The organism is Pedobacter sp. Leaf194 (assembly GCF_001423945.1).
Lineage (GTDB): Bacteria > Bacteroidota > Bacteroidia > Sphingobacteriales > Sphingobacteriaceae > Pedobacter.
In genome coordinates this window covers 19,281-42,519 of record NZ_LMPU01000014.1, presented here as the reverse complement: position 1 = coordinate 42,519, position 23,239 = coordinate 19,281, and the positions used below count along the sequence as shown (strand labels likewise).

The 23,239-nt window shown below is 39.3% G+C and carries 21 protein-coding genes; 9 read left to right on the top strand and 12 right to left on the bottom strand.

Features of this window, described 5'->3' with window-relative positions; genetic code table 11:
- Window positions 1–44: 44 nt before the first annotated feature.
- Window positions 45–1,442, bottom strand: coding sequence for a class II fumarate hydratase (fumC, locus tag ASG14_RS18970; protein ID WP_056872654.1), 1,398 nt, complete (start codon window positions 1,440–1,442; stop codon window positions 45–47).
- Between the two features lie 450 nt (window positions 1,443–1,892).
- Between fumC and hisS the strand changes: the two genes are divergently transcribed.
- Window positions 1,893–3,284, top strand: a complete 1,392-nt coding sequence (hisS, locus tag ASG14_RS18965) for a histidine--tRNA ligase (protein ID WP_056872653.1) — start codon at window positions 1,893–1,895, stop codon at window positions 3,282–3,284.
- Between the two features lie 105 nt (window positions 3,285–3,389).
- Here the strand turns inward: hisS and ASG14_RS18960 are convergent, their stop codons facing one another.
- Complete coding sequence (locus tag ASG14_RS18960) at window positions 3,390–4,121, bottom strand: class I SAM-dependent methyltransferase (protein ID WP_056872652.1); 732 nt, start codon at window positions 4,119–4,121, stop codon at window positions 3,390–3,392.
- A gap of 152 nt (window positions 4,122–4,273) precedes the next feature.
- Between ASG14_RS18960 and ASG14_RS18955 the strand changes: the two genes are divergently transcribed.
- On the top strand, window positions 4,274–5,575 hold the full coding sequence (locus ASG14_RS18955) for an MFS transporter (protein WP_056872651.1): 1,302 nt from the start codon (window positions 4,274–4,276) through the stop codon (window positions 5,573–5,575).
- A gap of 7 nt (window positions 5,576–5,582) precedes the next feature.
- On the opposite strand, the gene ASG14_RS18950 is transcribed toward ASG14_RS18955, so the two are convergent.
- The 5 genes from ASG14_RS18950 to ASG14_RS18930 form a co-directional block, all read right to left on the bottom strand.
- A complete protein-coding gene (locus tag ASG14_RS18950; protein ID WP_056872650.1) occupies window positions 5,583–6,107 on the bottom strand; it encodes a DinB family protein in 525 nt (174 codons plus the stop codon).
- 19 nt (window positions 6,108–6,126) lie between these two features.
- Window positions 6,127–6,828 carry a YjjG family noncanonical pyrimidine nucleotidase gene (locus ASG14_RS18945; RefSeq protein ID WP_056872649.1) on the bottom strand — a complete coding sequence of 234 codons (702 nt, stop codon included), beginning with the start codon at window positions 6,826–6,828 and terminating at the stop codon, window positions 6,127–6,129.
- Window positions 6,829–6,967: 139 nt separating this feature from the next.
- Complete coding sequence (gene upp, locus ASG14_RS18940) at window positions 6,968–7,612, bottom strand: uracil phosphoribosyltransferase (protein ID WP_056872747.1); 645 nt, start codon at window positions 7,610–7,612, stop codon at window positions 6,968–6,970.
- Between the two features lie 9 nt (window positions 7,613–7,621).
- Window positions 7,622–8,881 (bottom strand): hypothetical protein, encoded by a 1,260-nt coding sequence (locus ASG14_RS18935; RefSeq protein ID WP_056872648.1) that lies wholly within the window; start codon window positions 8,879–8,881, stop codon window positions 7,622–7,624.
- A 151-nt stretch (window positions 8,882–9,032) separates the two neighbouring features.
- Entirely contained in the window at window positions 9,033–9,545 is a 513-nt protein-coding gene (locus ASG14_RS18930) for a DUF6702 family protein (RefSeq protein WP_056872647.1), read from the bottom strand.
- Window positions 9,546–9,635: 90 nt separating this feature from the next.
- Here ASG14_RS18930 and ASG14_RS18925 point away from each other — a divergent pair, with 90 nt between their 5' ends.
- From ASG14_RS18925 to ASG14_RS18905, 5 genes are all read left to right on the top strand, one after another.
- Window positions 9,636–10,220 carry a HupE/UreJ family protein gene (locus ASG14_RS18925; protein WP_056872646.1) on the top strand — a complete coding sequence of 195 codons (585 nt, stop codon included), beginning with the start codon at window positions 9,636–9,638 and terminating at the stop codon, window positions 10,218–10,220.
- Between the two features lie 13 nt (window positions 10,221–10,233).
- Window positions 10,234–12,606, top strand: coding sequence for a M1 family metallopeptidase (locus ASG14_RS18920; protein ID WP_056872645.1), 2,373 nt, complete (start codon window positions 10,234–10,236; stop codon window positions 12,604–12,606).
- A 247-nt stretch (window positions 12,607–12,853) separates the two neighbouring features.
- On the top strand, window positions 12,854–14,896 hold the full coding sequence (gene uvrB, locus ASG14_RS18915) for an excinuclease ABC subunit UvrB (RefSeq protein ID WP_056872644.1): 2,043 nt from the start codon (window positions 12,854–12,856) through the stop codon (window positions 14,894–14,896).
- Window positions 14,897–14,922: 26 nt separating this feature from the next.
- A complete protein-coding gene (locus ASG14_RS18910; RefSeq protein ID WP_056872643.1) occupies window positions 14,923–15,120 on the top strand; it encodes a YwbE family protein in 198 nt (65 codons plus the stop codon).
- Between the two features lie 87 nt (window positions 15,121–15,207).
- On the top strand, window positions 15,208–15,456 hold the full coding sequence (locus ASG14_RS18905) for a DUF4834 family protein (protein ID WP_056872642.1): 249 nt from the start codon (window positions 15,208–15,210) through the stop codon (window positions 15,454–15,456).
- Between the two features lie 18 nt (window positions 15,457–15,474).
- Here ASG14_RS18905 and ASG14_RS18900 read toward each other — a convergent pair whose 3' ends face one another.
- The 5 genes from ASG14_RS18900 to ASG14_RS18880 form a co-directional block, all read right to left on the bottom strand.
- Window positions 15,475–15,933 (bottom strand): SRPBCC family protein, encoded by a 459-nt coding sequence (locus tag ASG14_RS18900; protein WP_056872641.1) that lies wholly within the window; start codon window positions 15,931–15,933, stop codon window positions 15,475–15,477.
- 5 nt (window positions 15,934–15,938) lie between these two features.
- Window positions 15,939–16,865, bottom strand: coding sequence for a TIGR01777 family oxidoreductase (locus ASG14_RS18895; RefSeq protein ID WP_056872640.1), 927 nt, complete (start codon window positions 16,863–16,865; stop codon window positions 15,939–15,941).
- A gap of 2 nt (window positions 16,866–16,867) precedes the next feature.
- Window positions 16,868–17,683 carry a DCC1-like thiol-disulfide oxidoreductase family protein gene (locus tag ASG14_RS18890; RefSeq protein ID WP_056872639.1) on the bottom strand — a complete coding sequence of 272 codons (816 nt, stop codon included), beginning with the start codon at window positions 17,681–17,683 and terminating at the stop codon, window positions 16,868–16,870.
- A gap of 101 nt (window positions 17,684–17,784) precedes the next feature.
- Entirely contained in the window at window positions 17,785–18,291 is a 507-nt protein-coding gene (locus tag ASG14_RS18885; protein WP_056872638.1) for a GbsR/MarR family transcriptional regulator, read from the bottom strand.
- Between the two features lie 46 nt (window positions 18,292–18,337).
- Window positions 18,338–19,420 (bottom strand): alginate lyase family protein, encoded by a 1,083-nt coding sequence (locus ASG14_RS18880; RefSeq protein WP_056872637.1) that lies wholly within the window; start codon window positions 19,418–19,420, stop codon window positions 18,338–18,340.
- Between the two features lie 131 nt (window positions 19,421–19,551).
- On the opposite strand from ASG14_RS18880, the gene ASG14_RS18875 reads away from it, so the two are divergent.
- Both ASG14_RS18875 and ASG14_RS18870 read left to right on the top strand, forming a co-directional pair.
- On the top strand, window positions 19,552–22,050 hold the full coding sequence (locus tag ASG14_RS18875; protein WP_056872636.1) for a YfhO family protein: 2,499 nt from the start codon (window positions 19,552–19,554) through the stop codon (window positions 22,048–22,050).
- Between the two features lie 337 nt (window positions 22,051–22,387).
- A complete protein-coding gene (locus ASG14_RS18870) occupies window positions 22,388–23,239 on the top strand; it encodes a UDP-2,3-diacylglucosamine diphosphatase (RefSeq protein WP_056872635.1) in 852 nt (283 codons plus the stop codon).

Below are 23,239 nucleotides of genomic sequence, written 5' to 3'. Positions count from 1 at the left end.
ACAGAAAGAAATTTCTCGCTTAGAGTGCGGCCAGGAGGTGCTGATTATTTTAAGCTGCCAACCATATCTTCCGGACGAACCCATTCATCGAATTGTTCGTTTGTTAATAAACCCAGTTCAACAGCTGCTGCTTTTAAGGTTTTATTTTCTTTATGTGCTTTCTTTGCAATCTTGGCTGCATTTTCGTAACCAACATGAGGATTCAAGGCGGTAACCAGCATCAACGAATTTTGTAAATGTTTTTCAATTTCAGGTAGGTTGGCTGTGATGCCTTCCGCACATTTATCAGTGAAAGAAACACAGGCATCGCCAATTAAGCGAGCCGATTGCAATACATTAGCTGCAATTAGCGGTTTGAAAACGTTAAGCTCGAAATGACCGGACATCCCTCCAACCGAAACAGCAACATCGTTACCAATTACCTGAGCGCAAACCATAGTTAAAGCTTCCGGTTGGGTTGGATTAACTTTCCCGGGCATAATTGATGAACCCGGTTCATTGTCTGGAATGACAATTTCGCCAATGCCACAACGCGGACCAGAGCTAAGCATACGAACATCGTTTGCAATCTTCATTAAAGCAACAGCGGTACGTTTTAGTGCGCCGGAAAGTTCTACCATTGCATCGTGCGCCGCCAATGCTTCAAATTTGTTTGAAGCCGTAACGAATGGTAAACCGGTTAATTCGGCAATTTTTTGAGCTACTAAAACATCGTAACCCTTGGGTGTATTTAGTCCGGTACCCACAGCGGTTCCGCCTAAAGCAAGCTCAGCAACCATAACCAATGCGTTTTTAATTGCCCTGATGCTGTTATCGATTTGCTGCACGTACCCTGAAAACTCTTGTCCTAAGGTAAGCGGTGTTGCATCCATAAAATGTGTGCGACCGGTTTTAACAATTGAAGCAAATTCTGCAACCTTTTTCGCCAAAGTGTTGCGCAGTTTTTCTAAACCCGGAATCGTATTTTCAACTGTTAACTTATAGGCAGCAATATGCATTGCAGTGGGGTAGGTATCATTCGATGATTGCGATTTGTTCACATCATCGTTTGGATGAAGTACTTTTTTATCATCAGCTAATGCGCCACCATTTATTACATGGGCACGGTTTGCAATTACTTCGTTTCCATTCATGTTGCTTTGAGTTCCAGAACCAGTCTGCCAAATTACCAGTGGAAACTGATCGTCTAAATCGCCAGCGATAATTTCATCGCAAGCCTTAGCAATTAAATCGGCTTTATCTGCAGAAAGTACACCAAGTTCGGTATTTGCCAATGCAGCTGCTTTTTTAAGGTAACCAAAAGCATGGATAATTTCTTTGGGCATCGATCCTTCAGGGCCAATTTTAAAGTTATTGCGTGAGCGTTCGGTTTGTGCACCCCAGTATTTATCGGCAGGCACCTGCACCTCGCCCATGGTATCGTGTTCTATTCTGAAACTCATTATATTTTTGATTTTTGTTGGCGCAAATTTAAGTTTTTTGCCTAGAAAGCAAGGTATTATATTCGATATTTATGAAGGTAGGATTTGAAGGGTGATTAGGTATCTTATGTTTTATTTTGGAAAGTTGCTGTACAGTTTTTGGGGTTGAATGGTGGATTATCAAAGTTCATCGCCGTTCGGCAAGGTGGTTTGAAAGCAAGAGCAGGATTACAAAATGACATTTATTGTTTTTATAACATTGGTTGATAGAAAGGGCAAGGATACGAATTAAATTTATTGCCGTTCGGCAACAAACTCTTATTGGCCATCCAATTGAGGGGAGTGCTTTATCGCTTGCAAAATTCTTCGTTGTCGTTATGATAATAAAATGCATCCTCATTTCTCAGAACCTTTCCAATCTTGCTGTAAAACATCTCTATGGTTATTAAACCTTTTTGTACTTTTGCGGCTATGTCAGTTATTAAACCTTCTTTAGCAAAAGGAACACGCGATTTTTCACCTGTAGAAATGGTTAAGCGTAATTTTATTTACGATACCATCAAATCGGTTTTTAAAAAATATGGCTATGCAGAGATTCAAACACCAAGCTTCGAAAACCTTTCTACCCTTACCGGAAAATATGGCGATGAAGGGGATAAACTGATTTTTAAAATTCTGAACAGCGGGGAGTATTTAAAAGATGCAAAGAAGAAATCATTCGACTTCTCCGAAGAAGAGAATAGCAATAAGCTAATCCCTCTAATTTCAGAAAAAGCACTTCGTTATGATTTGACTGTGCCATTTGCCCGTTACGTGGTGATGCATCAGCATGAAATCACGCTACCTTTTAAACGTTTCCAGGTGCAGCCAGTTTGGCGGGCCGACAGGCCGCAAAAAGGTAGGTACAGGGAATTTTATCAGTGCGATGTTGATGTTGTTGGTTCAGAAAGTTTATTAAACGAAGCCGAATTTATACTGATTTACAACGAAGCTTTAGCCAAATTAGGTTTGAAAGACTTCACGATAAAAATTAATAATAGAAAAATTCTATCAGGCATTGCTGAAATTATAGGTAAACCCGATCTAATCATCGACATGACGGTTGCCATAGATAAGTTAGATAAAATTGGCTTGGATGGCGTCAGCAAAGAGCTGTTAGAACGTGGTTTTACTGAAGATGATTTAGACAAACTCCGCCCGGTGATTTTGCTGCAAGGAACTAACGAAGAGAAAATAATCAGTTTAAAAGAGGTTCTGGCAGAATCTGAAACAGGTTTGAAAGGCATTGCCGAAATTGAACAGGTTTTCGACTATGTAGAAAGTTTAATTTCTTATGCGCTGCCACTAACAGCAAAAATTGATTTAGACATTACCCTGGCTCGTGGGTTAAATTATTACACCGGTTGTATTTTCGAGGTTAAAACCAATGAAGTTGCCATGGGCAGCATTGGTGGTGGTGGCCGTTATGATGATTTAACAGGCATGTTTGGCTTAAAAGATTTAACAGGTGTTGGCGTTTCTTTTGGTGCCGACAGAATTTATGACGTGCTTGAAGAACTCGATCTTTTCCCGGCATCAGCAGAAGTTGGTACAAAAGTTTTAATCAGCAATTTCGATACTGAGGCAGAAAAATATGCTTTGCCAATTTTACAACAATTCAGGAATGCTGGCATACCTGCCGAACTTTATCCATCATCAGCGAAGCTGAAAAAACAAATGGCTTATGCAGATGCAAAAAATATCCCTTATGTTATTTTAATCGGTGGCGATGAAATTGCCAGCGGCGAGTTAACATTGAAAGATATGCAAAGTGGCGAGCAGAATAAACTGACTGTTTTGGGTATTATGGATTTGCTAAAATGAAAGGTTAAGCACAATCACTAAGGCATTCGCCCGCAAAAGCGAAGCACATAAAAGTGAAGAAAACCAAGCCAGCTTTGCCTGGCCCTGGTTTTTTAATGATAAACATTATCTGCCAACCCTTAATAAAATTGGGAAATGTACATCTTTGGTTGCGTCGCTACCCCAGGCCTCTTTTAGTTCGGTAAACATGTATTCGAGTGGATTTCGCTCATTTGCTTTCTTGTAATGTTGCAAGGCTGACCAGGTATTCAGATAACCTATCATCTGATTAAAATTCCACGAAGTTTTTATCTGAAAATGTGGCGCAACGATTTCTTCAAATGGAAACGGAATCGTTTTATAACCTTCTTCTATATACCTGCGTTCACTATCCCAGTATTTTCCAAGAATGTCTTCATACAATTTATGAATTGCCCTGTCTACCTTTTTATCGATAAACATTAAACCGTAACCAATAACGGCCAAAACTCCATGGGGCTTAAGCGTTCGTTTCACCTCGGCATAAAAAGCCTCAAAATTAAACCAGTGTATGGCCTGTGCAACGGTTATTAAATCGAAACTGTTGTCGGTCACATCGGCCTTATCCGATGATTCTACCCGGTAGACAATGTTCGGTAATTTTCGTGCCTCGTTCAATTGTTTTTCGCTAATGTCAGTAGCGTAAACCGCCTTAAAATGCTGCGCTAAAACGCTGGCAACTTGTCCGTTACCAGTTGCGCAATCCCAAGCGGAATCTCTGTTATTAACCAGGCCGAAGAGGTAATCATAAAGCTCTTTTGGGTAGGTTGGGCGGTAAATTGCATATTCGGCTGCCTGTGTAGAGAAGTTATCTTTCATGTTGTAAAGATTTGATTTTAAACCAACGACTTAGTGATTTTTTAAATACGTTCTTGCAAGTAAATTATTCTGAGGCTATATTACGATATAATAAACAAAAGATGGCGACTTGTGTTTAACATCTCTTTTTAAAATGAAGTTATTTTTACGTTATGAGTCAGGCATTAAACGAATTGGGAGAAGTAGGCGAAGTTAAGTACCGGTTAAAATCTATTTTTGGCGGTTCGGTAGGGAATTTGGTCGAATGGTATGATTGGTACACTTATTCTGCCTTTGCTTTGTATTTTTCGCCGGCATTTTTTCCGAACAGCAATCCAACGGCTCAGCTTTTAAATACGGCCGGTATATTCGCTGTTGGTTTTTTAATGCGCCCTATTGGTGGCTGGCTTTTCGGCAGCATTGCTGATAGAATGGGCCGTAAAAAATCCATGACCCTTTCTGTTTTAATCATGGCCATTGGCTCGTTAATTATCGGTTTAACGCCAGGGTACAAACAAATTGGTGTTGCAGCGCCACTTCTGCTTGTATTTGCGAGGTTAATCCAGGGGCTAAGCACAGGTGGTGAATACGGAACTTCAGCAACTTACCTGAGCGAAATGGCAGCTAAAAAACATCGTGGATTTTATTCGAGTTTTCAATATGTTACCTTAATCGGCGGACAATTATTAGCCCTTGGTATTCAACTGGTTTTACAAAACTGGCTTTTAACACCAGCCGAACTCCATGATTGGGGCTGGCGAATTCCCTTTTTTATCGGGGCCATTCTTTCGTTTATTGCCCTTTACTTACGAAGACATATCGACGAAACTGCAGCATTTAAAATCAAAAATAAAGAAGAAAAAAAAGGCGGTATCGCAGTGCTGATGAAATATCCAAAAGAGATTTTTACTGTTGTAGGTTTAACCCTGGGCGGCACCATTGCCTTTTATACTTTCAGTACCTACATGCAAAAGTTTCTTGTAAATACCGTACACTTAAGCAAAGAAACATCAACAACATTATCGTTTGTTTCACTTCTTGTATTTGCGATTATGCAACCCTTATTTGGGCTTTTATCTGATAAAATCGGGCGGAAACCATTACTAATCGGATTCGGAATTTTAGGCACGCTATGTACAGTTCCAATTTTAACAGGCTTATCCAATGCAAGCAATACAACATTTATTTTTCTATTGATGATTGCCGCCCTGATTATTGTAAGTGGTTACACGAGCATTAATGCGGTGGTAAAAGCAGAACTTTTTCCTGCAGAAATAAGGGCTTTAGGGGTAGGTTTGCCCTATGCGTTAACAGTCGCCATTTTTGGCGGAACGGCAGAATATTTTGCATTATGGTTTAAAAATATTGGCCACGAGAACTATTTCTATTGGTATGTAACGGGCTGCATATTAATTTCACTAATCTTATACACCACAATGAAGGATACCAAACATCATTCTAAAATAGAAGATTAAGCAAAGCTTATTTTTGCGTTTCAAAGCTTTTTTCTATCCTAACCAATTGCTTTAAGTGGTGTTTAAGATGGATTTCTATAAAACGTAGCCATTGCTGCGCATTCAAATAGCCCATTCTTGGATGTTTTGTTTTGGAGTATTTGCTTGCATTTGATATGGTGGGGAAAGTATTTTCTAAGGCTTTTTCAAATTCCAGGATAAAATCCAGCGCCTCCGTTTTACTGATTTTTTTAACCCGGTCCGCCAGTCTTTTCGGCACCTTATATTTCTTCGCAGGCGGCAGAGAACCTAAAAGTAAAATCAGTTTTACAACGAAATGTGTTGGTCGGTTTTCGCCTTTACCTGTGGCGCTGTGTTCGAGGGCAATTAAAGAAAGCAGGCTCGAATCGAATATGTGAGCATAAACCTCGCTAAAGCTCCAGCCCCCAATAGGCGGAGTTGTTTCAAAGCGCTCATCCGAATAAGAAGAAAGCTTTGCTTTGTAAGCATCGATGATGAGGTGGAGCGAAATCTTAACTTTGCTTGTATTCATGGGTAAATGGTTAGGCGGTTTACAGTAAAGTCAACAATTCTCCGAGTTGAATAATTTCTTTGTCTACATCTTTTGGTTTCTCTTTCTGGGTTGGATTGAAAAAGATAGCTTCCATACCGAAATTTAATGCGCCGTAAACATCTGCTTCCAAACTGTCGCCAATCATAATACTCTCTTCTTTGTTGGCATTCGCTTTTTCAAGTGCATATTCAAAAATCATAGGGTTAGGCTTGTTAACGCCAACATCTTCAGAAATAATAACATTTTCGAAATATGGGTTTAAGCCAGACAAATTCATTTTTGTTAGCGTAGTTTCTTTAAAGCCATTGGATATGATGTGTAAAGTGTATTTCTCCTGCAAATAGGCAAGTACATTTTCGGCACCGGTAAACAAATTTGTTTTGGTAGGCGAAATGCTCACATAATCATTTTCAAATTGATTTGGCACTGCATCGGGATGAATTCCTAGCTGAATAAAAGTTTTGCTGAATCTTTCTGCCCTTAAAAAATCCTTGGTTATTTTTCCCAAATGATAATCAGCCCAAAGCTGGTGGTTATTTTCGGTATAGGTCGCAATAAAATCAGCACACGATTTTAGTCCAAGTTCGCCCAATTTATAAGTGTCATAAAGCTCGTTTAGTGTCTCTTCTGCATTGCGGTCAAAATCCCAAATAGTGTGGTCTAAATCGAAGAAAATGTGTTTTTTGTTGAAGTATTGCAATTGGTTGGCGTGGGTTAAAATGTAAAATTTATTGTCTCCAAAGCGCTGAATGCTGTTGCGTTAAATCGCTCGATTGATAAATTGTAAAACTGTTAGAAATGCTCAGGCTCTGAGTTCCTCTAAAATCAGCAAATCATAACTAAACCTTTTCTCCGTAGGCCAAATCACCGGCATCGCCTAAACCAGGAACAATGTAAGATTTGCTGGTCATTTCTTCATCAATGGCACCGAACCAAAGTTTTGCCTTTGGCAAATTGGCTTTTACATGTGCAACACCTTCGGTGCTTGCAATTGCAGCTACGATATGCAGCTCCGCAATTTTATACCTGTTAATAAGTTCTTTACAGCACATCACCATACTTTGACCTGTAGCCAGCATTGGGTCGGCCATAATTAAAATCCGGCCATCTAAATCGGGCGTGGAAATGTAATCCATCTGAATAATGAAATCTCCGTTTTTTTTAACTTTACGGTAGGCAGAAATAAAACAACACTCGGCCTTGTCGAAAATATTAAGCAGGCCTTGCTGCAGCGGCAGGCCGGCACGTAAAATGGTTGCCAAAACGGGTTGTGTTTCCAAAAACTCGCATTGCGAAGTTCCCAGTGGAGTAACCACTTCTTTTGAAGTGAATTTTAGTGTTTTGCTAATCTCATAAGCAAAAAATTCCCCCAATCGTTCCAGGTTTTTGCGGAAACGCATCGAATCTTTTTGAATGTTTTCATCACGCAACTCCGCAATGAAGGTGTTTGCGATGGATTTTGTTTTGCTTAGGTCGAAGGTCATAACATTCATTTAGCCGGCATATTTTAGCATTTCGTTAAAAAGAGCCTTCCATTTTTTAAATTTAACATTTTCTGATAGATTTTTCAGTTGCCAGCTGCTATAAAATTGTCCATCTACAAGTTTTACAGCGTCAATAAGGTCTTTTATCGTGTTTATTGCGTCGGCAACAGACTGATAATGAATTGCTGCGTCGGAAATTGCATATGAATTTACTTGAATTGGCGTTACTTTCTCAAGTTGTAAGTCATACCAGTTGAAAGAAGTACATGTTCCCGCTCTGAAGCCAGTTTTGTCTGGATAGCCCATAGAATAATCTGCACTAATGCCCGATGAAAGCAGGCTTAGGTAACAGGCCGGAAGTTTTAGCAGATCTAATTGCTGGCTTTTATAATTGATGTTATTCGACTGCATTTTAGCGAGGTGTAATAAACCACTCTTCAAGGCGGCAGATTTTTCCTTATCTGTTGAACAGGGTTGGAGTAAACCGAGTTGTTTATCGCTTAAAAATGTAGCGCTGTTGTTAAAAGTTAGCCTGTTTTTTTCATCCTCAGGAAAGCTGATAAAATAAATAGCTTTTCCTTTTAGGGTGTCAAAAGTTAAGTCGTGGATTATTTGCTGCGGATTAACACCTAAGCCCGTCACTTCATCGAAGACAGTGCTCAAAAACTTCTGTTTTTTATCAAACAGCGTCCTAAACATAAACTTTGTTTTTGGCAAAAAACCTGTTGGCACATCTGGCTTTAGGGTAAAGTTTATGGTCGGGTAATGTTGAAATTTTTTCTCTGGAAATTTAAAAGAAGGATATTTCTTCTTCACCATATTCTTCAACAACAGGGCCCATTCATCAATTATTGGCCTCGGCAAAAGCTTCCACTTATGCTGCAAGCTGTCTTTTGCCGTAAAATCCTGGTCCGAGTTAAAGTGGTGAACATACTCCTCGTATCTGCTTAAAATAAAAAAAGATGCTGCGAAAACATCAAAAGGCAATGCGGCATCTTCAACGGGGAAAGGAACCTGGTAATCTCCAAACGGAATCGTTTTTAGCTTAATTATCTCAACTTTGTTCGATAACAGTAGACCTACATGCTTGAAAAAAAGTTCATCACCAAGAGGCTTGTCGCCATAACTTATTTTCACGTGTCCGCTTTGCAGAAAATGTTCTTTATTTCCGGTAAATTCTGTTTCAACTTTTAAAACAGCATTGAAAATAAAGTTAAAAATGTACTTTATCCTTGGCGTTAAAAGTTGGGAATAGACAATTATATGCATAATTACTTACCAGATGGGATGTACAAACCAAAGTAAAATAAAATCATTCTCCTGCCGGTTACTGCCGCTTGAAAATGTAAATAACACCTTTGGGTATGCTAAAATTAAAGGAAATAAGCTGCTTTTTAATTAGTTAATACAAAAATTACATTTAAAAGTTTGCGGTGAAACTCCTATCCGGATACAGCACTTTGCTACTTTTTCTATTGGCACCTTTTACAACATGAATTATACTCATCTGGTCGTCAAACATATCGTATAGTACTGTGCTATTTACTTCAACCGCTTTTGGCGGTGTAACTTTTTCAGCTTCCAAATAGATGTTTGTCGCCTCATGGTCTATTTCAAAACCAATATAATTCAATGCAACAACCTTTCCGTTTGCCTTAATCTGTAAATGCGACAACAAATATTTTTTCACCAAAGCGTCCATTTGAGCTTTTAGGTTAGGATTACTCAAGTCGGTTTTTTGCTTGTAGAGTTTCACTAGGATCGCCTCAAAATCATCGCTAAATATCCTTGTACTAACTTCAAGCGTTTTGTCCTTCGCATTTATGTTCACTTCCGTTGTGCTTACATGTAGCGGATGTTTGCTTTCTTTATACATGCCACCCAGCGCAAAAACCAATAATAAAGTAACAAATTTGGTATTTAAGAAATGCATTTTAATGATTTTATCGTTTTTATAATTAAAACTCTAATTTTAAGGCTTCAAAAGTACTAAAGCTTCGCTCACAAAGCTAATTTATTATAAATGCCGTTACAAGATTTCATCTTTTACTTCAAATTGGGGTGGGAACATATTATAAGTGCCGATGCCTTGGATCATCAGTTATTTATTTTAGCACTTGTTGCAATTTATAGTTATAAAAATATTAAACAGGTTTTAATTTTGGTAACCGCCTTCACAATCGGGCATTCGTTAACTTTATTTTTAAGTGTAACGGATGTAATCCGCTTTGAAAGCAAATGGGTTGAGTTTTTGATTCCGTGTACAATTGTATTTACTGCGGTAAGTAATTTATTTAGAAGGGATTTTTCATTACAATCTATAAAGATAAATTACTATCTGGCATTAATTTTTGGTTTGATACACGGTATGGGCTTTGCAAATTCGATACGGATTATGCTGGCAAAAGACCAAAACATTGGCTGGGGCCTTTTTGGATTTAATGTTGGCTTGGAAGCCGGGCAGATTTTCATGGTAATTATTATCTTAGGCCTTACCTTTATGCTGTTTAATTACAGTAAAATTAAGCGCCCGAGTTGGGTGTTATTTGTATCAGCAGCCGTATTTAGCCTGGCTTTAAAAATGGCTTTAGAAAGAATTCCATTTTAACAGAACATAAACGATGAATAAACTATTTACTTTAACCGGCCTGATGCTTTTTGCCGGCAGTTTGGTAATGGCCCAGAACATTCAAAACAATCCTGGTAGTAACCACGGCAACAAATTTGAACAATTGGGAACCATTTTGCCAACGCCGAACGAGCAGCGTACAGCAAGTGGTGCCCCCGGTGTAAAATACTGGCAACAACGTGCAGATTACAACATTAAATGCTCGCTCGATGAGAAAAACTTGCTCTTAACAGGGAGTGAAACCGTAACCTACACCAACAACTCGCCAGATCCTTTAACCTACATCTGGTTACAGCTCGATGAGAATGAGCACAGCACCGATAAGAGTTCAAACTACCAGGATGCTACCAAGATGCCAACGGTTGGCACCACACAAAGCATCGATAATTTAGCTTCGAAAGCCAATAACGGCTTCGGTATTAATGTATTGAAACTCACCGATGCTACAGGAAAAAAATTAAGCTACACCGTTAACAAAACGATGATGCGAATTGATTTGCCTGTTGCATTGAAAACGGGGCAGAAGTATATTTTCAACATCGACTGGAATTACAAAATTACCGATAGGATGACTGTTGGCGGTAGAGGTGGTTATGAGTTTTTCCCGGCAGATGGAAATTATCTTTTTACCATGACGCAGTGGTACCCACGTTTGTGCGTTTACAGCGACTTTCAAGGCTGGCAGAATCACCAGTTTACGGGCAGGGGCGAATTCGCACTAACTTTTGGCGATTTCAAAGTGCAAATGACGGTTCCAGCCGATCACCTTGTGGGATCTACAGGTGAGTGCATCAATTATAGTGCAGTGCTAAACCCTGCGCAGTTAAGCAGATACAATTCTGCAAAAACGGCAACTGCTCCTGTAGAAATACAAACCCTTGCAGAAGCCAAAACGGCCGAAGGTAAAAAAGCTTCCGGTACCAAAACCTGGGTTTTTCAGGCTAATAACGTTCGCGATTTTGCCTGGACTTCTTCCCGTAAGTTTATTTGGGATGCGATGCCACAAAAAATTGCTGCAAATAATAATACTGTAATGTGTATGAGTTTTTATGGTAAAGAAGCCTACAATTTGTACAGCAAATTCTCTACCCGGGCCGTAGCACACACCATCAAAACCTATTCCGATTTTACAATTCCTTACCCTTACCCGGTTGCCCAAAGTATTGAGGCGGCAAATGGAATGGAATACCCGATGATTTGTTTTAACTATGGCCGTACAGATGCTGACGGAACTTATAGCGAAAGCACTAAAAATGGTATGTTGGGTGTAATTATTCACGAGGTTGGACACAACTTCTTCCCGATGATTGTTAACAGCGATGAGCGCCAGTGGACCTGGATGGACGAAGGTTTAAATTCTTTCGTTGAGTACCTTACGGAAGAACTCTGGGATAATACCTTTCCAAGTAAGAAGGGCCCGGCTTATACCATTGTAGATTACATGAAGCTCCCAAAAGATGAACTGGAACCAATTATGACCAATTCTGAAAACATAACCCGTTTCGGTCCGAATGCCTACTCGAAGCCTGCTACAGGTTTAAATATTCTCCGTGAAACCATTATGGGAAGAGACCTTTTCGATTATGCTTTTAAAGAATACTCCAGAAGATGGGCATTTAAACATCCACAACCAGCCGATCTTTTCCGCACTATGGAAGATGCCAGCGGCGAAGATTTAGATTGGTTTTGGAGAGGCTGGTTTTATGGAACCGAGCCATGTGATATTTCTTTGGATACCGTGAAATTTGCCAAAGCAGATTTTCCTACAACCATACCCGAGGCAAGGGCACGAATGGTTAAGGTTGATAAGCCTGCCGTAAATGCATTCCAGGACATTTCTAAAATTAGAAATCGTGAAGATAAAAAAATCAGTTTTTATACAGATAAAAATCCCGCAACTCAGGATTTCTATTACAAATACGATAGAGGTTTAGTTGCTGTTGATACGGCAACTGCTGTAAAAACGCAGGGCACAATGCCGTTTGAACCTGTGCCAAGCGCAGAGCAGACCAAATATGAAAACAAGTTTTTCTACGAACTTAATTTCAGTAATAAAGGTGGCTTGGTGATGCCAATCATTGTGGAGTTTACTTATAAAGATGGTACAAAAGAAATTGATAGAATTCCGGCTCAGATTTGGAGACATAATGAATTAAAAACCTCTAAATTCTATGTAAAGGATAAAGAGGTTGAATCCATTTTAGTTGATCCGTTAAGAGAAACAGCTGATATTGATACTTCAAATAACAGCTGGGGCGGGAAAGCGAAGGAAAGCAAATTCAGGGTTTTCAAAGCGAAAGCTGCTTCATCCGTTCGTGGCCAATCTCTTGGTGTAAATCCAATGCAGAAAGCTGCAGGTAAATAAACAACCTTTGGTAAACGATGCTATAAAGGCCTTGCCAGTTTCTGGCAAGGCCTTTATTTTTGGGGGAAGATTTTTTTGATGACAGTATTGGAACATTAAAGCAGGCATAAAAATTCCGAACACTTACTGCGTCCTGTTCCAAATCAAATTACCCGGCTGATGTTCGCTGAATAATCTCGCAGAATACAACATTCCTGACTTTTGGCTGTTTAGTTCTTGCACGCAAAATCGTATATTTGATACACAGATGAAATTCAAAATTACTTCAGCATATAAACCAACCGGAGACCAACCCAGCGCCATAAAGCAACTTGTAGATGGTGTAAACGCAAATGAGCATTATCAGACTTTGCTCGGCGTTACCGGTTCCGGAAAAACATTTACCGTAGCAAACGTTATTGAGCAAACGCAGAAACCAACACTCATATTAAGCCATAATAAAACGCTGGCCGCCCAGCTCTACGGCGAGTTTAAAAATTTCTTTCCGGAAAACTCCGTAAACTATTTTGTTTCTTACTACGATTATTACCAGCCCGAAGCCTTCATCGCTTCGAGCAATACATACATTGAAAAGGATTTAAGCATAAATGAAGAAATTGAAAAGCTTCGCCTGCGAACCACTTCTTCTTTAATGAGTGGCCGCCGCGATATTATTGTCGTGTCCTCCATTTCTTGTATTTATGGTATGGGGAACCCCGAAGACTTTTCACGAATGGTTTTTCGATTTGGTGTTGGGTTAAGAATTTCGCGAAACGCATTCTTACACAGCCTGGTAGAAATCTTATACTCAAGAACGACAACAGAATTTAAACGTGGAACCTTTAGAGTAAAAGGCGATACAGTTGATATCTTTCCGGCATACTTAGATTATGCTTACCGCATTTCTTTTTTTGGAGATGATATAGAAGAGCTTTCAGCAATCGATCCGGTTTCCGGGAAAACACTCGAAAAACTTGAAGATATGGCCATTTATCCGGCTAATCTTTTCGTAACCCCGAAAGATAGGTTCAATCAATCGATTTGGGGGATTCAGGAAGAGCTCGAAATTCGTAAAAATCAACTCATTGCCGACAGGCATTTGTTGGAAGCGAAACGACTGGAAGAACGTACAAACTTTGATATCGAAATGATGAAGGAGCTGGGATATTGTTCCGGTATCGAAAACTATTCCCGCTTTTTTGATGGCCGCTCTCCAGGTATGCGCCCCTTCTGCTTACTTGATTATTTTCCGGATGATTACCTGATGGTGATAGATGAAAGTCATGTTACGGTTCCGCAAATACGTGCAATGTATGGTGGCGACCGCTCCCGTAAGCTCTCACTGGTAGAATACGGCTTCCGTTTACCTGCGGCCTTAGATAACAGACCTTTGAATTTTACGGAGTTTGAAGCGTTGGCGCCGCAAACCATTTATGTAAGCGCAACACCTGCCGAATATGAACTTGAAAAATCTGAAGGGGTTGTTGTAGAGCAGGTAATTCGACCAACAGGGTTGTTGGATCCGGTTATCGAAATCAGGCCGGCCATTAACCAGGTTGATGATTTGCTTGATGAAATTGACATCACCATTAAGCAGGGTGGACGAATTCTGGTCACCACCTTAACCAAACGAATGGCCGAAGAATTAACCAAATATTTAGATAGGTTAAACATCAAGACCCGTTACATCCATTCGGAGATTAAAACATTAGAGCGTGTTGAAATTTTGAGGGGTTTGCGTTTGGGAGAGTTCGATGTTTTAGTTGGCATAAACCTGCTGCGTGAAGGGTTAGATTTACCTGAAGTGACGTTGGTTGCCATTTTAGATGCGGATAAGGAAGGTTTTCTTCGTTCGGAGAAATCACTAATCCAAACAATAGGCCGGGCTGCCAGAAATGATAAGGGTAGGGTAATTATGTATGCCGATAGCATTACTGATAGTATGGAGAAAACAATTTCGGAAACCAATCGTCGTAGGGATATTCAAATTGCTTATAATCTGGAACACGGCATAACGCCATTAACGGTTGGAAAATCCCGCGAAGCGATCCTGGAACAAACTTCTGTGCTCGATTTCTCGCAGAAAGCGAGCGATAACAAGGCGAGAGCTTATGTAGAAAATGCCGAAATTAGCATTGCCGCAGACCCAATTGTTCAATACATGGGTAAAGCTGAACTACAAAAAGCCATCGATAATACCCGCAAGGATATGCAGAAGGCCGCTAAGGACATGGATTTCTTGCAGGCAGCCAAACTCCGCGATGAAATGTTTGCGCTGGAAAAAATGTTTAATGAAAAGTTTGCAAAATAGACGCTACTTTTGTGCCTCAAAATATTATGGACGGACAAAATAGAAAAGATATATTTCCCGGTTTGGAAGTTGGGATAATCCTGAAAAAGGATCAAAGAAGTGGAAATGTTACTTACGGAATCGTTAAAGATTTATTAACTTCATCATCATTCCACTCAAGAGGGATAAAAGTAAGGCTAGATGATGGCCAGATTGGAAGAGTTTGTGAAATTGTTGAAGATTAACTATTTGTAATCAAATTGCAATTAATCGGTTAAAAAGTAACAAAATAAATCTCGCTACGTCTATATTTGTAACAAACAGTAAAAAGAATGCCATTAATTAAATTCCTTTTCATAGCAGTTTTAGTACTTTGGGTAATCAGAATTCTGATACGCCTTTTGTTGCCAATGCTTTTTGGTAGCCTTGCAAGTAAAATGCAACAGCAGGCTAGTGGGCAAGCACAACAACCTAAAAGAAAACCAGAAGGGTCTATTTCTATCGACTATATGCCGCCAAAACCAAATCAGGGTAAAACGGATAAACTTGGCGATTTTGTAGATTACGAAGAAGTTAAATAATTTAAAGTCCTGATAAAGTCAGGACTTTTTTGTTTCTGCAGCTTGTTTAATTGTCAGATTTCTTTTCGCCAATAAGTTTGTTAGATAAGTTTTTAAAATTAGTTTTTCCACGATTGAACCAACAAGACCGAAAGGTGCTTCAAATTCGAAAATATCTGTCATCTCTGTTAAATCACCAACTTTCTTAAAAAAATGCTGGTGTTTCATGTACTTAAAAGGACCTTTACTCATTTCATCAGTGAAGCGACACGGAGCTTCCATATCAGTTATTCGCGATGTAAGTTTAAATTTTATCCCGAAGTGCCTGGCTTCCCACGTAACAGACTCTCCCAAATTGATTAATCCGGTTATCTTTCCTGTAACTGCCTTTTCATTTGAATCTATCATTGATTTAACGTGTAGGTCAATGTTTCGTGATAAATCAAAACAAATTTCGGTAGAGGCATCTATCAGTGTTTTCAATCTTATTCTTTGCATCTTGCTTAAACACGTAAACTCAAAATATCGTGGAAGGCTTCTTCCATTGTAGCATATTGAAATTTAAATCCTGAATTCAAAAGTATGGTTGGTTTTACCCATCTGCTTTTTAAAATTAATTCAGTTTCCGTACCTATAATTTTGGCGCCAATTTCCAATAACCAGGCTGGTGCAGGTAATCCAAATGGCACTCCATATGCTTTTCTTAAAATCCTCATCATTTCAACATTTTTAACGGCATTCGGTGCGGTACAGTTTACCGCACCGCTAATTTCGCTATGGTCAGTTAACCATTCTATGCTTTGTGCAACATCCTGTTCGTGTACCCAGCTTACATATTGCACGCCATCGCCTTGCTTGCCGCCCATTCCCAGTTTGACTAAATTTAAAAGTCGTGGGAAAGCGCCGTCCGTTCTGCCCATAACAATGCCCATGCGCAATGCTATCTTCCTGGTTTTAGGATTGCTTGTTTCAAAAAACACTTGTTCCCAGGTTTTGCAAACGTCAATCGAAAATCCGTAGCCGATGGTACCGGTCAGGTCATCCTGAGGACTGTCTTCAGCGTGGCGGTAAATTGTAGCTGATGTTATATTGATAAAGAGCTTTGGCGGTGTTGCTAACTTTTCCAAAACTTTATTTAAAAGCTTAGTTGGTAAAACGCGGGAACTAATAATTTCCTCCCGGTTTTTTGCCGTGTAGCGGCAGTTTACGTTTTTGCCACAAAGGTTAACCAGCAAATCTGCGCCTTCCAGGTTTTCAATCCAGTGGCCTTCAGTTTTTCCATCCCAAACGAGGGTTTTGATATTACCTTCATCTGTTTTTGCTTTTCTGGCGAGCATTATAACTTCATCAGCTATGCTGCTAAAATGTTTCGCCAAAATGCCTCCGAGATAACCATTGCCTCCCGCGAGGATTATTTTTCTGTATTTCATCTTTATAAACTGAAGATTAAACCTAATACAATTAATCTGTATAAAATCCAGGTAATGCTCATTGCAACACCAATTTTCAAAATTTTACTTCTACGTAAGTGTTCGAGCAACATCAATCCGGCTGTAATTAAGAAATAAAAAAGAAAAGCAGTTGGGGGAATCTCCAGCCATTGGTTTAGCATGAGCGGAACAAGCAGTAATATTGACCCTGCAAAAGAGATCGTCATCATGTTTCCCAGATAATGCCACAACTTTTCTTTTTGATGGAAACTAATAATTAGTCCTTGAAAAAAAATCTGTCCGCCACAAATGATGTATTCGCGGTAGCTGTTTCCAAGTGGTACAAAGTCAGTTAACAGTTTCGCATACAACGTTAAAATGTAAGCCGTAATTAACCAGGTAAATAATAGATAAGCCACCCGGTATTTGATTTTAAAATTTGGTTGCAAGCTGTTTGCCTTAACTGTGGCAGGAATGATAACCTTTCTGTTATAGGATACAAAGGCATAAAATTTAGTCATTAACCAATGGAAAGGAGCGAAACTAAAGAGCGGTTTAAAAACTGGTAAGGCATTTCCTAAAATTTTAAACAAGCTGTTTATCCCATAAGTTACTTCGCCGGTTTCGGTATTAACCAGAGCAATTTCATTGGCAGCTCTTTGTTTATCAATAAGCCGGCAAACAGATTCAGGTGGATTTTGATAGGCTTCACGGCCATTCTTTGGCAACATATCCAGCTTAATGAATGCTTTAGTGTAGGCGAAACACATTGGACATTCCTCGTCGTATAAAATAATGTGGTTTGCTAATGTTTTCATAATTTATATTTTAGAAGTTTCAGTAAAAAATGAAAGTATGTTCGGAAAAAATAAGACTCTTGCGAAGTCTCTATATTTTCTGCTTTAAAACGCTGCGGAGTTTATTTGAAAACCTTCAAAATCGAACTCCAAAACCAGCTTTCTTCTGCTTTCAGCATGGTTTCTATTGTTTTGTCGGCATTTTTAGCAAGTTTATTGATATCTGTAACTGATTTTTTGAAAGTTTTAAACTCCGGGTCTTTTTCATCACCTGTAACGGATGATAACTCACCAAGAATTTTTAAAATAGGTTCCAGTTCGCGTTTTTTCCGCTCTTTGGCAACCTGCCTGGCAATGTTCCACACATCCTTATCCGCAAAGAAATACTCTTTCCGCTCTCCCGCTTTGTGTTGCTTTTCAATCAAGCCCCAGCCTATCAGGTCGCGAAGTGTCATATTCGCATTCCCGCGAGAAATGCTTAACTGCTCCATAATGTCTTCCGTAGTAAGTGCCTCAACAGAAATTAAAAGCAGTGCATGCACTTGTGCCATGGTACGGTTTATGCCCCATTCAGAACCCAATTTGCCCCATGCCTCGATAAATTTTAGTTTTCCTTCTGCTAATTCCATGAACAAATATAATTATTTTTCTAAACTTTCAAAAATTATTGAAACTTTATTTATTTTGTTTAATTTCATCGATTAACATTTGCCAATCTTTACCTTTCTCGTTTAGTGTATAAAGTAAATTTGCCCGGGCCGGATCAAAATACACTGATAATTTTAGCACAGGCAAGGCAAGGGAGGGTTTAAACATAGTTCCCGGTGCGAAGCCAGGTTCATTATTTTTTGCCCGGTCTCTGTCAAATTTTACGGTTGTGTTAACGTATTCCTCATGCTGTTTTTCTCCTTTGATGTACGGTATTAACCAATCAACAGATTTTTTTATTGATGAACCTTTTGGCGATTCATAAGTGTAAAAGTTTCCGCCGCCGGCGCTTCTTATTAGTAGAGCAAGCCTAAGCATTGGTTCCAAATCGTAAATGTGGTAATGCATGGCATCCCGCTCCTTAAAATCGTGACTTGTACCATCTTCGTTGAGGTTAATTTCGATGTGTTTTTTAAGGCGGTCTATGGTCCAGCTGATAAATTCCTGGTTATTTAAAGCATATCCGATTTCGCCAACTACTTTTAACCGATGTGCATTCCAGTTGTTAATTCCTGTGCCCTGGTTTCGGTTCATTCTTTTGCTGTTAATCTCTGCCAAAGCCGTAGCCTTCAACCAATCAGCAATTAAAGTTTTGTCTTTTGGATTAACATCATCTTTTATCAAATCGTAAGCTTCTATCGCTTTATCTAAATTGGTATCATCAATCGGGTCGCCATTTGGTTGATTTTTATTTGCCCAGGCCAGCAGAAATTCGTCTGCCTTTTTGAGGTATTTCTCCTCGCCTGTAATTTTATACTGCAGGGCTAGCGTATACATTTTATTCATATCGCGAAGCGCTACGGCTGTGCGCTCCTTTTTCGGGTTTCCACGAAGCAACCCCTCAGTACGGATGGTGTCTACCGGATTTGGCGTCTGTGCTAAAAAATCCTCTGCAGCTGCTTTGAAATTCGTGTATAAGGATTTTGCCTCCGGGTCATCTTTAATTTTCCGTTTTAAAACCGCGATTTGTTCATTGCTTAAGCCAACGATTTGCGCATTAGATGTGCATATGAATAGCGAAAATAATAGTGTGATTACCGTACTTTTCATGATAAATATTTTTGCTTAGAGTTGTCGTTTTTGCAAATCTAAATTTTTAATGTAAAGGCATTCAATTTATTCCTTTAATATACCGTTCAAATTTTTATTTTTGACGTTCGTTTAAACTTAAACAAACCTTAATGAATAACTGGTTTAAAAACAATGGCACCCATATAGCCATTATTGCAATTTTTGTAGTCATTTGTTTTGCCTACTTCAGTCCTGTTTTGCAGGGCAAAGCACCATCTCAAAGCGATGTAATCCAGTCGCAGGCGATGCAAAAAGAGATTATGGACGTGAAAGCGCAAACCGGCACTGCTCCATTGTGGACCAACCAAATGTTTGGCGGCATGCCTGCTTTTCAAATCTGGGTTCCTTATGCCTATAATGGCGCAACCTATGGCATTGCATTAATTACGAAGGCATTACCGAATCCGGTTGGGACTGTGCTTTTGCTGCTTATAGGTGCTTATTTTCTTTTTATTGTATTAAAAGTAAACCCATGGCTTGCCGCGGCAGGTGCAATTGCTTTTACTTTTACAACATATAATTTTGTGCTTATATCAAGCGGCCACAGTAGTAAGGCCTTGGCAATTGGCTTCTTTGCGCCAATAATCGCAGGCATCATTCTAACCATGCGGGGCCGTTATTGGTATGGAGCCAGCTTAACTGCTTTATTTCTGGCGCTGGAAATCCGAACCAATCACGTGCAGATGACGTATTACCTGATGCTATCGATTATTATTTTTGTTGGCGTTGAGTTGTATAAAGCGGTTAAGGCGAAAACATTACCCGCACTCGGAAAGTCGCTTGGTTTTTTAGCGCTTTCGGTTATCCTTGCGGTCATGATAAATGCTGGCCTGTTGTGGTCTACAGCAGAATATGCAAAAGAGACCAACCGTGGCAAATCTAACCTAACGGCAACTGCTGCTGCGGGTAAAGATACGGGCATGTCTAAAGAATATGCTTATCAGTGGAGCCAGGGTATAGGTGAAAGTTTTACCTTTTTAATACCTGATTTATATGGCGGTGCAACCGGTGTTGATGAATTGGTAAAGCCCGAGAGCAATATGTACAAAGCAGTTTCGGAAGTTACCGGAGGCGATCCTGGACAAACCGATAATGCAATCCGCTCATTGGCGCAAAACTTTAACATGCAGGAATATTGGGGCGATAAACCATTTACTCAAGGCGGCTATTACTTCGGTGCAATAATCTGCTTCTTGTTTGTTTTTGGATTGTTTATCGTTAAAAGTCAGCTTAAATGGTGGATTTTAATTACGACAATCCTTTTTATGCTACTTTCATTTGGCAGGCACCTGCCGTTTGTAAGTGATTTATTCTTCGATTATTTCCCGCTTTACAATAAGTTCAGGGCGGTCGAATCTATCCTTGCTGTTGTGGGTTTGGTTGTTCCTATTCTGGCAATTCTTGCCGTTAAAGAGATTCAAGAAGAAAAAATTGATCAAAAAGTGCTGGTTAAAAAATTGACATGGTCGGCAGGTATTGTAGGTGGCATTTCACTTATCATCGCGATTATGCCAACCCTCTTTTTCAGCTTTAAAACCGCCAACCATGCTGATGCCGTTCAGGCGCTTACGCAAGCCTTACAAAACAATGCTGCAATTGCTCAAAAAATTGCAAACGGTTTAGTAGAGGATAGGATTTCCATTGCACGTTCTGATGCATTTCGCTCGTTCATTTTCGTTGCCATTGGCTTTGGAATTGTTTGGGCATTTATCACCAAAAAACTGAACATGCAACTGGCTTTCGGTTTATTAACCTTTGCAGTTTTAATTGATATGTGGCAGGTTGATAAAAGATACCTAAACAATAAAAACTTCGAAGCAAAGCGAGATCTTTCAGATTATTTTCAGCCACGTGATGTGGATACTTTTATTGCGGCAGATAAAGATCCTAATTTCAGGGTGTTCGATTTATCCATCAATACTTTCTCTGATGCCAGTACATCTGCTTTCCACAAAACAGTTGGTGGTTATCACGCAGCCAAGCTGAAACGTTTTGATGAGTTGATTCAAAATCAGTTTTCGAAAAGCATCAATCAGGATGTTTTAGATATGTTGAACACTAAATACATCATCACGCAGGACCAGAAAACAGGCTCGTACAAAATGCAACGCAACCAAACTGCTGCCGGAAACGCGTGGTTTGTAGCGAGCGTTCAATATGTTAAAAATTCTGATGAAGAGATGAAAGCCATAAGCAGTTTCGATGCGAAAAAAGAGGCAATTGTTGATGAAAGCTATAAAAACCTGATGAACAGCAAACTGCTAGGTACCGGACAGGAAGGTTTTATCAAACTGACCAATTACAATCCTGACCACCTTACTTACGAATACTCTACCGCTAAAGATGTTATTGCAGTTTTCTCAGAAATTTACTACAATAAGGGTTGGAAAATGTATATCGATGGCGTAGAGAAACCATATTTCAGAGCAGATTACGTTTTACGGGCAGCTCAGTTAGAGGCAGGAAATCACAAGCTCGAGTTCATTTTTCATCCTAATTCTTATTATACTGGTGAAAAAATTTCGTTGGCGGGTTCAATCATTTTAGTACTTGGATTAGGTTTCGGTATTTACTCAGAAAACAGGAAAAAGACAGTAGCTAATGCTTAATTAGGTCGGTTTCGACTTAATATTTCAAAATAACCTTCAGCATAATCGACTGGAGGTATTTTTTTTTATGAGTCATCTCAAAATACTTATTAATCAAACGATTAAATTTAACAATACCGTAACATTTGTTTGATATTCAGAGTCTTACCTTTGTTTATAAATCAGATGATATGTTAGAATCATTCTTTGCGATTTGTCTTTTAATCGTTGTACTTTATTTCTTTAGTCCTTTTGAGGTAAAACTCGATGAGGAAGAAGAGTGGTAAAATAGCCTTCCAGTATTTAAACTGCTTTTCTGAAGCGGTGATACAATTCCTAGCCCCTAAAATTTTCATTTATGGATAAAAGAAATGTCGATTTAGTCGTAATCTCCGATGTACATCTGGGTACCTATGGCTGCCATGCAAAAGAGCTTTTAAAGTATCTCAAAAGCATTAAACCAAAAACGCTTATCCTCAACGGCGATATTATCGATATCTGGCAATTTAGCAAAAGCTACTGGCCCGAATCGCATATGAAAGTAATTCGTAAGCTGATGAAATTCGTATCTGAAGGGGTTGAAGTTCATTACCTCACCGGAAACCATGATGAAATGCTGAGAAAGTTTGATGGTATGGAAATGGGTTCCTTTCATTTGGCAAATAAGCTTATTTTAGAACTTAACGGTAAAAAGGCCTGGTTTTTCCATGGCGATGTTTTCGATGTAACGATGCAACACTCCAAGTGGCTCGCAAAAATGGGTGCTGTAGGTTACGATACACTGATTTTAATAAACAGTTTTGTTAACTGGGTTTTAAATGCTTTCGGCAGAGAGAAAATGAGTTTCTCGAAAAAAATAAAAGCCAAATTTAAAGACGCGGTAAAATTTATAAACAGCTTTGAACTTGTTGCTGCAGAATTAGCAGTAGAAAAAGGATACGACTATGTGGTTTGCGGCCATATACACCAGCCAGAAAAGCGGGAAATAGCTTTAGATAATGGTAAAGTGACGTATTTAAACAGCGGTGATTGGGTAGAAAGTTTAACGGCACTTGAATACGATGAGCAATCCTGGTCGGTGTTTAAGTACGACCATAAAGATTTTATTAAAGACGAAATGGACGACGGCATCCTTTCGGATGCTGAAGATTTAAAAAGCAAACTGGATATAAATATTCTTTTGCAAAATATAAAATATGAAATTGCCTGA

Bases quoted from the DNA above. Each gene is read 5' to 3' on its own strand.
- ASG14_RS18905 (WP_056872642.1), top strand. From the start codon at position 15,208: ATGCCATTAATTAAATTCCTTTTCATAGCAGTTTTAGTACTTTGGGTA.
- ASG14_RS18870 (WP_056872635.1), top strand. From the start codon at position 22,388: ATGGATAAAAGAAATGTCGATTTAGTCGTAATCTCCGATGTACATCTG.
- ASG14_RS18930 (WP_056872647.1), bottom strand. From the start codon at position 9,545: ATGCATTTCTTAAATACCAAATTTGTTACTTTATTATTGGTTTTTGCG.
- ASG14_RS18960 (WP_056872652.1), bottom strand. From the start codon at position 4,121: ATGAAAGATAACTTCTCTACACAGGCAGCCGAATATGCAATTTACCGC.
- ASG14_RS18910 (WP_056872643.1), top strand. From the start codon at position 14,923: ATGGACGGACAAAATAGAAAAGATATATTTCCCGGTTTGGAAGTTGGG.
- uvrB (WP_056872644.1), top strand. From the start codon at position 12,854: ATGAAATTCAAAATTACTTCAGCATATAAACCAACCGGAGACCAACCC.
- ASG14_RS18885 (WP_056872638.1), bottom strand. From the start codon at position 18,291: ATGGAATTAGCAGAAGGAAAACTAAAATTTATCGAGGCATGGGGCAAA.
- ASG14_RS18900 (WP_056872641.1), bottom strand. From the start codon at position 15,933: ATGCAAAGAATAAGATTGAAAACACTGATAGATGCCTCTACCGAAATT.
- ASG14_RS18895 (WP_056872640.1), bottom strand. From the start codon at position 16,865: ATGAAATACAGAAAAATAATCCTCGCGGGAGGCAATGGTTATCTCGGA.
- ASG14_RS18955 (WP_056872651.1), top strand. From the start codon at position 4,274: ATGAGTCAGGCATTAAACGAATTGGGAGAAGTAGGCGAAGTTAAGTAC.
- ASG14_RS18890 (WP_056872639.1), bottom strand. From the start codon at position 17,683: ATGAAAACATTAGCAAACCACATTATTTTATACGACGAGGAATGTCCA.
- ASG14_RS18920 (WP_056872645.1), top strand. From the start codon at position 10,234: ATGAATAAACTATTTACTTTAACCGGCCTGATGCTTTTTGCCGGCAGT.
- ASG14_RS18935 (WP_056872648.1), bottom strand. From the start codon at position 8,881: ATGCATATAATTGTCTATTCCCAACTTTTAACGCCAAGGATAAAGTAC.
- hisS (WP_056872653.1), top strand. From the start codon at position 1,893: ATGTCAGTTATTAAACCTTCTTTAGCAAAAGGAACACGCGATTTTTCA.
- upp (WP_056872747.1), bottom strand. From the start codon at position 7,612: ATGACCTTCGACCTAAGCAAAACAAAATCCATCGCAAACACCTTCATT.
- ASG14_RS18880 (WP_056872637.1), bottom strand. From the start codon at position 19,420: ATGAAAAGTACGGTAATCACACTATTATTTTCGCTATTCATATGCACA.
- ASG14_RS18950 (WP_056872650.1), bottom strand. From the start codon at position 6,107: ATGAATACAAGCAAAGTTAAGATTTCGCTCCACCTCATCATCGATGCT.
- fumC (WP_056872654.1), bottom strand. From the start codon at position 1,442: ATGAGTTTCAGAATAGAACACGATACCATGGGCGAGGTGCAGGTGCCT.
- ASG14_RS18875 (WP_056872636.1), top strand. From the start codon at position 19,552: ATGAATAACTGGTTTAAAAACAATGGCACCCATATAGCCATTATTGCA.
- ASG14_RS18925 (WP_056872646.1), top strand. From the start codon at position 9,636: ATGCCGTTACAAGATTTCATCTTTTACTTCAAATTGGGGTGGGAACAT.